This is a genomic window from Actinocrinis sp. (genome assembly GCF_035650855.1).
GTDB lineage: Bacteria > Actinomycetota > Actinomycetes > Streptomycetales > Catenulisporaceae > Actinocrinis.
On the sequence record NZ_DASRGV010000158.1, the window covers coordinates 1 to 9,719 of the forward strand.

General features: G+C 72.4%; 7 protein-coding genes and 1 pseudogene. 6 read left to right on the forward strand and 2 right to left on the reverse strand.

Annotated features, from left to right (window positions below):
- The first annotated feature begins 163 nt into the window (after positions 1-163).
- From VFB40_RS12000 to VFB40_RS12015, 4 genes are all read left to right on the forward strand, one after another.
- Entirely contained in the window at positions 164-1,474 is a 1,311-nt protein-coding gene (locus VFB40_RS12000; protein WP_324849961.1) for a sensor histidine kinase, read from the forward strand.
- Positions 1,462-2,109 carry a response regulator transcription factor gene (locus VFB40_RS12005; RefSeq protein ID WP_324849963.1) on the forward strand — a complete coding sequence of 216 codons (648 nt, stop codon included), beginning with the start codon at positions 1,462-1,464 and terminating at the stop codon, positions 2,107-2,109. The genes VFB40_RS12000 and VFB40_RS12005 overlap by 13 nt, the downstream gene beginning before the upstream one ends.
- Before the next feature lie 58 nt (positions 2,110-2,167).
- Positions 2,168-3,061: a DUF4097 family beta strand repeat-containing protein gene (locus tag VFB40_RS12010; RefSeq protein WP_324849965.1), complete on the forward strand. Its 894-nt coding sequence runs from the start codon at positions 2,168-2,170 to the stop codon at positions 3,059-3,061.
- 116 nt (positions 3,062-3,177) lie between these two features.
- Positions 3,178-4,413 (forward strand): NAD(P)/FAD-dependent oxidoreductase, encoded by a 1,236-nt coding sequence (locus VFB40_RS12015; protein WP_324849967.1) that lies wholly within the window; start codon positions 3,178-3,180, stop codon positions 4,411-4,413.
- Positions 4,414-4,466: 53 nt separating this feature from the next.
- Here the strand turns inward: VFB40_RS12015 and VFB40_RS28780 are convergent, their stop codons facing one another.
- Together VFB40_RS28780 and VFB40_RS28545 are read right to left on the reverse strand one after the other, a co-directional pair.
- Positions 4,467-5,933, reverse strand: coding sequence for a DUF2064 domain-containing protein (locus tag VFB40_RS28780; RefSeq protein ID WP_324849969.1), 1,467 nt, complete (start codon positions 5,931-5,933; stop codon positions 4,467-4,469).
- Positions 5,930-6,592: a glycosyltransferase family 2 protein gene (locus VFB40_RS28545; protein WP_349261444.1), complete on the reverse strand. Its 663-nt coding sequence runs from the start codon at positions 6,590-6,592 to the stop codon at positions 5,930-5,932. Before VFB40_RS28545 ends, VFB40_RS28780 begins: the two co-directional genes overlap by 4 nt.
- 1,842 nt (positions 6,593-8,434) lie before the next feature.
- Between VFB40_RS28545 and VFB40_RS12030 the strand changes: the two genes are divergently transcribed.
- Together VFB40_RS12030 and VFB40_RS12035 are read left to right on the forward strand one after the other, a co-directional pair.
- A complete protein-coding gene (locus VFB40_RS12030) occupies positions 8,435-9,310 on the forward strand; it encodes a response regulator (RefSeq protein WP_324849972.1) in 876 nt (291 codons plus the stop codon).
- Positions 9,307-9,719: pseudogene (locus tag VFB40_RS12035) on the forward strand (hypothetical protein); the annotation flags it as partial. The gene VFB40_RS12030 and the pseudogene VFB40_RS12035, both read left to right, overlap by 4 nt.

The following is a 9,719-nucleotide window of genomic DNA, read 5'->3' on the forward strand; positions in this document are numbered from 1 at the left end:
TCGGACTTGCGTGCCCTCCAGCCTGCTGGGCGCGCGGGTCCCGGTCAGTAGCGCCCGATACCGAGTCGGGGGTATGGCTAGCCCCACCTCGGCTACGGAGCCTCGCCGCATGGTCGGGTGCGCCGGCGTTGCATAGGCTTCCAGCCATGACTTGGTTGCGATCATGACGGCCGCCACGGGGGTGCGCTCCGGCGCCGCGGCCGCCGGCTCGGCAGGCGGCGCCGGGCCGTCGCGGCACGCGCCCTTGCTACGCGGGCCGTTCTCCCGCCTGGTCTGGCGCGACGCCGCCTTCGTGGCCGCCGGAAGCAGCTGGGCGGTGGTGTTCGTGCTCGCGCTGATCGTGGACTCGAAGCTGTGGTGGTCCGTCTCCACGCTCGCGGTCGCGCTCGGCGCGATCCTGCTGCCACACCTGCTGCGGTTCGCGACGATCATGCAGCGCAGCCGGTTCGGCGCACTGCTCGGCGTTGAGCTGCGCACCGAGGGTGCCCCTGACGCGCAGCCGGCCAGCTGGCGCGCTTTCCTGGTGACGCTGCGCACCGGCGACGCCTGGCGGCAGCTCGGCTACCACTTCGTCGCGGCCCCGGCCTTCGCGGCGGCCGGACTCGGCATGATCCTGCTCGGCGGCGCCGGTTTCGTGCTGCTGCTGCTTCCCGCGATCGCCCCGGCGCTGCCTCCGCACTCGCCGCTGCGCACGCCCGGTGCCGCGTCTCGTGACGTGCTGCTGTGTGCGGCGGGAGTCGCCGCCCTCTGGCTGTCCGCATGGCTTGCCGGGATCATCGCCGCGCTCGATGAGCGGGCGGCCATGGCGCTGCTCGGGCCGGACCGCGCGGTACAGCTGGAACAGCGGGTCGCCGGCCTGACCGAGAGCCGGTCCGCGCTGGTGCACGCCGTGGACGCCGAGCGCCGCCGGATCGAGCGCGACCTGCACGACGGCGTGCAGCAACGGCTGGTCTCGCTCGCGATCAACCTCGGCATGGCCCGCTCCCAGCTCGACGGCCTGCCGCCGGAGGCCGGCGCCGTCATCGGGGCCGCACACGAGGAGGCGAAGGCAGCGATGGCCGAACTGCGCGACCTGGTGCGCGGACTGCACCCCGCGGTGCTCGACGACCGCGGGCTCGACGCGGCCCTCTCCGGCATCGCCGCGCGCGCCCCGTTCCCGGTCCGGCTGAGCGTGGAGGTGCCCGAGCGGGCGGCCCCCGCGGTCGAGGCGGTCGCGTATTTCGTGGTCTCCGAGGCGCTGACCAACATCGCCAAGCACGCCGAGGCGGCCCAGGCCGACGTCGAGGTCGTACAGACGCGCGGCCGGCTGCGGCTGCGGATCGTGGACGACGGGGTCGGCGGCGCGGACCCGGCCCGCGGCTCCGGCCTGGCCGGCCTGGCCCGCCGCGCGGCTTCGGTCGACGGCACCTTCGCCCTGACCAGCCCGGTCGGCGGCCCGACCGTCATCACCGTGGAGCTGCCGTGCGTGCTGTGATCGCCGAGGACTCCGTGCTGCTGCGCGCGGGGTTGACCCGGGTGCTTGAGGGCTCCGGCATCGACGTGGTGGCCGCGGTCGGCGACGCCGAGGCGCTGCTGGCCGCGGTGGAGGAGCACCGGCCCGACGTCGCCGTCGTGGACGTGCGCATGCCTCCGGGACACTCCGACGAGGGAGTGCGCGCGGCCATGGTGATCCGCCGCGCCTGGCCCGAGGTCGCGGTCCTGATGCTGTCTCAGTACGTGGAGGAGCGTTACGCCGCGGACCTGCTGGCCACGAACACGGCCGCGGTCGGCTACCTGCTCAAGGACCGCGTCGCCGACGTGACGGACTTCATCGACGCGCTCGAGCGGGTCGCGGCCGGCGGCACCGCGCTCGACCCCGAGGTCGTCTCGCAGCTGCTGCTGCGGCGGCACAACGATCCGCTGGACCGGCTCACGCCGCGCGAGCGCGACGTGCTTGCGCTGATGGCGGAGGGCCGCTCGAACGCCCGGATCGCGCAGATCCTGGTGATCACGGAGAGCGCGGTCGGCAAGCACATCAACAACATCTTCACGAAGCTCGACCTGCCGCCCGACGAGGGTGACCATCGCAGGGTCCTGGCGGTGCTGCGCTTCCTGGGCAGCGGTTCTTGACCGTGCTTTCTGAACTACCCACGTCTGAACTACCCACGGGGCAACGGAGGTAGCCAGGGTGAATGAGTACCTTGACGTCGAGGACGCCAGACCGCCGTACGCGGCCGGCGGCGCGGTCGGGCAGGATCCGCTCGTCGCGGGCGGTCCGCCTTATGGCAGCGCCGGCCGTAAAGGACAGCGCGCGCTGTGGTTCGGTATCGCGGCGGCGACGGCGGTCGTCACGATCGCGGCGGTCGGCCTGCCGCAGATTGGTTGGCTCGCCGCGCAGACGGTCACGACGACCTGGAGCGACCACCACGCGATCGCGTCGGTCGAGGTCTACGTGACCGGCGGCGACCTCACCGTTCAGCCGTCCGCGGGCGGCGATGAGGTCTCGCTGCGCCAGACCCTGACCTGGACCGTCAACAAGCCGCAGATCACCGAGACCTGGCAGGGCGGCACGCTGCTGATCAACGAGGACTGCGCGGCGCCTTCGTTCACGGTGGTCAATCCGTGCGGCGCGAGCCTGGTGCTGACTGTGCCTGCGACGGTATCCGTGCAGTCCACCCTCGACTCGGGCTCACTGCAGGTCAGGGGCATGACCGGGAGCGTGAACGCCCGAGCTCGGTCCGGCGACATCGATCTCGAAGACGACAGCGGCACGCTCTGGGCCCGCGCGGACTCCGGCGAGATCCACGGCGCCGGGCTCGCTTCGCAGCAAGCCACCGCTCAAACCCTTTCCGGAGACGTCGATCTCGCGTTCACGAGCGCACCGACCTCGGTCTCCGCGTCGGTCGCCTCCGGCAACGTGATCGTCACCGTCCCGCACGGCGCGACGTACCGCGTCTCCGGGCAGACATCGTCCGGCAACCGCAACGTCGAGCAGAGCATCGAGGACGATTCGTCGTCGCGCACCATCACGATCAGTTCGCTGTCCGGTGACGCCTTACTTAGTTACGCGGGCGATAACTGATGCTGTGACCGCTTTGCGGTTAACCTGGTCACCGTGGGTGCCGCGGGCGTCACACACGCGTCCGCCGCGCCACGCCCTGATCGAGCAGGGGAAAGTCGCGGCGACGAGGAGAACCGATGCCAGCGTCCGAACCAATCGTCATCGTCGGAGCGAGCCTGAGCGGCGCCAAGGCCGCCGAGGCGCTGCGCGCGAAGGGGTACGACGGCCGGATCGTGCTGATCGGCGACGAGGAGCACCTGCCGTACGAGCGCCCGCCGCTTTCGAAGGACTATCTGATCGGCAAGAGCGAGCGCGAGAAGGCGTTCGTGCACCCGGAGTCCTGGTATGCCGAGCACGAGGTCGAGCTGCGGCTCGGCAGCCACGTCTCCTCGATCGAGCGCGCGGCGCATCAGGTCCGGCTGGCCGACGCCTCGCGGCTCGGTTACAGCAAGCTGCTGCTCGCCACCGGCGCCAGCCCGCGCCACCCCCCCGTGCTCGGCGGAAACGCGGACCGCGTCCTCTACCTGCGCACCATCGACGACTCGGAGCGGCTGAAGGCGCTGTTCGGCCAGATCCAGCGGCTGGTCGTGATCGGCGCCGGCTGGATCGGGCTTGAGGCGGCGGCCGCGGCGCGGGGCGCGGGAGTCGAGGTGACCGTCGTGGAGACGGCGGAGCTGCCGCTGCTGCGCGTGCTCGGCCCGGAGATGGGCCGGCACTTCGCCGAGCTGCACCGCCGCAATGGGGTCGAATTCCGGTTCGGCGAGGTCGTGAACGAGATCACCACCGAGGGCGGCTACGCGACCGGCGTGCGGCTGCGCGACGGCTCGGTCCTGCCGACGGACGCCGTCCTGGTCGCGGTCGGCGTGGCGCCGAACACGCAGCTGGCCGAGGACGCCGACCTGGCCGTGGACGACGGCGTGCTTGTGGACGCCTCGCTGCGGACCGAGGACCCGGACATCTTCGCGGCCGGCGACGTGGCCCGCGCGCACCACCCGAAATACGACAAGCGCATCCGGGTCGAGCACTGGGCCAACGCGCTCAACCAGCCCGCAGTGGCCGCGGCGGCGATGCTGGGCGAGGAGGCCCAGTACGACCGGCTGCCGTACTTCTTCACCGACCAGTACGACCTCGGCATGGAGTATCTCGGCTACGTCGAGCCCGGCGGCTACGACCGGCTGGTCACCCGCGGCGACCCGGCCGGCGGCGAGTTCATCGCCTTCTGGCTCGCCGGGGGTCGGGTGCTGGCCGGGATGAACGTCAACGTCTGGGACGTCGGCGATCAGATCCGCGCCCTGATCGAGTCGGGGCAGAGCGTCGACCCGGAGCGGCTGGCCGATCCGGACGCGCCGCTGGGGTCGCTGGTCTCGGCCTGATCGGGTCGCCAGCGCTGATCACATCGCCAGCGCTGGTCAGGCCGTCGGCCCGGTCAGGTGGCCAGGGCCGTGAAGTTGCGCCCGGCCGACTCCCAGCTCGCTTCGGGCCGGAAGCCGAGCGGCCGGGCCAGCGCGAGCAGCGCGCTCGCGCCGACGCTGGCCCACGGCACCGGCGCGCCGTGCTCGCCGAGGCGCAGCTCGTGCCGTTCGTCCAGCTCACCGGCCGCGGTCTCGACCAGCAGCCGGCCGCCGCGCGGGCGCAGCAGGGCCTTGATGCGGGCGAGCAGCGCCTGCGGATCGCCGCCGATCCCGATGTTGCCGTCGATAAGCAGCGCGTACGGCCAGCGGCCCTCGCCGGGCAGCCGGTCGAACACCGAGCGGCGCAGCGCGGTCGCTCCGGCGGCGCGGGCGATGAGCAGCGCGACCGGCGTCACGTCCACGCCGAGCGACGGGATGCCGCGCCGGGCCAGCTCGGCGGCGAGCCGGCCCGGTCCACAGCCGATGTCGAGAGTCGGCCCGGTACATCGGTCCAGCAGGGAACTGTCGGTCTCGTCCGGAGCGGCCGCGTACTTCGCCACGTCGAGATGGAAGACCGCGCCGCTTTCGCAGCGCAGCAGAATCGGCTCGTGCTCTTGCGCCGAGGTGCGGGAGGAGTACGACGCGTGCCGTGGGCCGCGGTCGATCGTCTGCCACAAGGCGCGTTCGTACCCTGACGAGACCGGCCCGCTCCAGCTCGCGGCCGTCGCGTGCGCGTCGTCATGGGTGTCAGCACCCGGCGATGCGATCCCGGCTGTGGCGTTGGGTTCGGCTGTGGTATTCGGTTCGTCCCGGCCCGGCACGATGCGGCCGAGCAGGGCGGCGAAGCGGGAATCCGGAGCCTGCGTCGCGGCAGCCCGCGCGTCCGCCTCGTGGTCGACGTCCCGCAGCGTCGGCAGGACGCTGATGCGCAGGTCGGCGGCGACGAGTCGGTCATGCTGGTGCTTGCCGGTGTCCTCGCGCGACATGGGCACGCCGACGAGCAGGTCGTTCACGCGAGGGTGACCCGGCTCGCGCAGCCCCAGCGCCCAGAAACCGCCGTCCTCGGCCGGGCCGAAGACCGCGTCCGCGTCGGCGTATGAACCGGCCGTCCCGGAGCCGGCCATGCCCGCTCCGAGCGCCAGCAGGCCCTTGGCCAACACCTCGGCCATCACCTGCGGCGTGTCCATCCCGACCAGCAACGCGGGGCCGCGATCGATGCGGGCCGCTTCGGCGAACGCCGCCGCCAGCCGCAGATCCAACGTGCCCGGCACCTGAGGCACGATCTCCAAGCCGTCCCGCAGCGCGGCCGGAAGCCAGTCCCCTGCTTCGCCGTCCAGCACGAGCAGCCGGTGATCGGCCGGCGCCCGGCGGACCGCGTCCAGCGTGTCCAGCAGCGCGGTCCGAGCCAACGAAGCGGCCTGCATCGGCGTGAACGGCGGGGAGAGGCGGGTCTTGACGCGGCCCGGGACCGGTTCCTTGGCGATGACGATCAGGGTGCTCATCGACTGGTCGCCTCCCGCCAGACCCGGTTCATGTCCCGGATCGCCTGAAGGGTGCCGGTGAGCGTCCCGGTGACTTTGGACTTGCCGGTGCGCGGCGCGTACTCGACCTCTGTCTCGTCGATGCGCCATCCGGAGCGCGCGGCCGCGAGCACGGTCTCCAGTGGATAACCGGAGCGACGGTCCGCGACGCCGAGTTCGAGCAGCGCTTCCCGGCGCGCCGCGCGCATCGGGCCGAGATCGCGCACCTGCACTCCGGCGCGCCGCAGCCGGAAGGCGAGGACCTGGTTCGCGAACCGCGCGTGCGGCGGCCACGCCCCGGCGCCGACCGGGCGGCGCCGACCGAGCACCAGGTCTGACTCACCCTTCAGCACCGGGTCGGCGACCCGCGGCAGCTGGCGGGGATCGAGCGAGCCGTCGCAGTCGCAGAAGCAGACGACCGGCGCGGTCGCCGCGGAAAGCCCGGCGTGGCAGGCGGCGCCGAACCCGCGCCGCTGCTCGGTCACGACCAGCGCGCCGAGCTCGGCGGCCAGCCGCGCGGAATCGTCGGTGGACCCGTTGTCCACCACGATCGCTCGATATCCCTCGGGCAGACGCCCCAGGACGTAGGGCAGCGCGCCCTCCTCATTCAGGCACGGCAGGATGACATCGACGAGTGGCACAGCGGGCTCCTCGGCAGCGAAGACTGGAGTGGGGGAGAGTTCGGCGGCGGATGAGTGATCGGTGGTGACCGAGAAGGCGTCGAACGCAGGGGACGCGTCGGGCGTGCGCCGCTGCCGCCGTATGCGCAAAGCCGTCCCGGTGAGCACGACGATCAGTGCGAAGCCGTAACCGCATCGCAGGGAGTTGACCAGGTCCATATCGAGCGGCTGCGTGATCTGGGAGATGAAGACCGGTACCGCAAGCCCCAGCCACTCCCACCGGCCGTCGAGCGCGACCAGCGCGACGAGCAGGATCGCGTACCACTGGAAGACCGGCGTCGTGACGAACATCGTCACGCCCGCGATCACCAGCGTCCCGCGCCACGGCCGGCGCGGATCGCCGCGCAACAGCACGGCCAGGCTGGTCGCGCCGACGATCAGCACCGCCGCCGCGCCGCACCACGCGTCCGGCAGCACGGCGTTGAGCAGCATGAATCCGCCGCCGCCCTGGTAGCCCTGCTCGCGCATGTAGCCGGGGATGAAACCGATCACCTTCGCGCCGACCGCGATCACGTGCGGCACGTACACGGCCACGAAGGTCGCGGCGACCGTCGTGGCGATGAGGATCGGCCGGCGTCGCAGCACGGCCGGCATCGCCATCGCCGGAGTCAGCTTCGCGCCGACGCCGAGACCGAGGATCAACGAGCCGATCAGGTAGCGCCGGCGCGCGAGCTTGCTGCCCGGGTCGGTCCGCGCCGCCAGCGCGAGATAGCCCAGCGCGCCGACGGTGAGCAGCGCGGCCAGCACGTCGACGTGCGCGCCGTTCCCGGTTTCGAAGGCGATCAGCGGACACCACGCCCACAGCGCCGCGAGCCGCGGGTTGCGGCCGAGCCTGCGCAGGGCGAGCAGCAGCGCGATCGTCGTGGCGAGGGCGAGCAGCACCGCCGCCAGCTGGATCGGCTTGTAGCGGCTGCCCGGCGGCGAGACGGCGTGTACGGCGAGGAAGTAGGCCTCGGAGACCGGCGGGTAGATCGTGTGCACGGCGGGCCGGTTGATCAGCGAACAGCCGCCGATCAGCCTGCCGCCGTCCAGATTGGGCTGCCCCATCCCGACGCACCAGCGCGTCTTCTCCTCCGGCCACAGCCAGGGGTCGCGCAGCCCGTTGAGCTCCGGTGCGGCGGGGACGTAGGCGTAGGGGTCGATCCCGGCGGCTTGCACCCGGCCGTCCCAGACGTAGCGGTAAAGGTCGTCGCTGGTGCGCTCGGGCGCGGTGGCGCTGGCGATGCCCGCCGCGAGCCCGCCGAGCAGGATCAGCACGACGGCGGCGCGTACCGGAACCTTGCGCACCAGCAAGACCGCGGCCGCGAAGGCGAGCCACGCCCCGCCGAACAGCAGGATCGTCGGCCAGACCGAGCCGTGCGCCGGCGGGAGGTGCACGCGTTCGGCGAGGCAGGTGACGATTCCCGCGACTGCGAAGGCGCACAGAACCGTCATCACTGACGCGCGCAGCCGGGATCGGGTGTTCTGTTCCGCGGGAACGTAAGGCTCTGGCACTGGCCTTGACGCGGGCTCGCGGTTGCCGGCCTCGTGCGGGTCGCGGCGGTCCGGCGCCGACCTCGGTGCCGGTATCGTCCCGGGCGGCGCGGCCTGCGCCGTGTCGGTGTGCCGAGAACTGCCCGAACCTCGCCCGGTAGATCTTGTGGAGCCCATAGCGCACCACCGTGTCAGCCGCGCCGCCGGAAGGCCCGTCTTCGGCGGCGGCCGTAAGAGCTCCGTAATCGCCAGGTCCGCCAGTTCTTACGGAGTAAAGAACCGCATGCCGCGAGGGCTCCGGGCCTTGCGCCGCGGCTTAGAGTGGTCGGAATGGAAGCCAGCGCTGACGTGCTCGTCGTCGACGACGACCCCACCGTGTCGGAGGTCGTCGCCGCATATCTGCGTCGCTGCGGCCACCGGGTCAGGCTCGCCGCGGACGGGCCGAGCGCGGTCGCCTCCGCGCACCTCAAGCGGCCCGACCTGATCGTGCTCGATCTCATGCTGCCCGGATTCGACGGCTTCGAGGTCTACCGGCGCATCCGCAGGCTCGGCCCCGTTCCGGTCATCATGCTGACCGCGCGGGGCGAGGAGCACGACCGGATCCTGGGCCTCGAACTCGGCGCGGACGACTACGTCACCAAGCCGTTCAGCCCGCGCGAGCTGTCCCTGCGCGCCAACTCGGTGCTGCGCCGGGCCAGGCACGCCGCGGCCCCGCCCGACCAGGCCGCCGACATCCGGCGGGTCGGCGACCTCGAGGTCGACGTCACCGGCCACCAGGCGACCAGGGGCGGCGAGCCGCTCTCGCTCACCGGCCGGGAGTTCGACCTGCTCGCCTTCCTGCTCGCGCACCCCGGCCAGGCCTTCACCCGCGCCGAGCTGATGCAGCTGGTCTGGGGCTGGGACTACGGCGACCAGTCCACGGTGACGGTGCACGTGCGCCGGCTGCGCGAGAAGATCGAGCAGGACCCGGCCGAGCCGCGGCTGCTGGTCACCGTCTGGGGCGTCGGCTACCGGCTCGACCCGCCCGAGGCGCAGGACGCGCTGGGGCCGCCCGCCGGGGCCGGCCGCACTGAACCGGCGCAGCGCGGCCAACGTGGTCAGGCTGACGTGTCCCCGAACGCGTCCGGCAACCACCCGCCGGCCAGCCCGTCCCGTCCGTCCACCAACCCGGCCCGACCCGGCCCGCCTTCCGGAGCGCACCAGTGAGCGACAACGTCCTGATCGTCTTGATCGGTGGCGGCAGTTCGATCGGCGTCGGCGTGCTGGGCCTGCTCGTGCTGCGGATGCTGCGCGGCCGCTCGATGCGCCTGAAACTCTTCGCGGTGGCCATGTTCACCGTGCTGGCGATGGTCGCCGGAGTGCTCGCCGCCGCGCAGAAGATGTTCCTCTCCAAGCACGACTTCGGCGTCGCGCTGGTGGTGTGCATCGCGGCCGGGGTCGTCGCGCTCGCGATGGCGATACCCCTGGCCCGCAGCGTCACCGCGGACAGTCGCGCCCTGCGCAACGCGATGCGCGCGCTCGGCGACGAAGGGCAGGAATTCGACTTCCCGTCCCGGGGCGCCGGTCGCCACGCGGCCCCGGGCCCGTCGTTCCACGACCGCACCAGCCCGGCCCC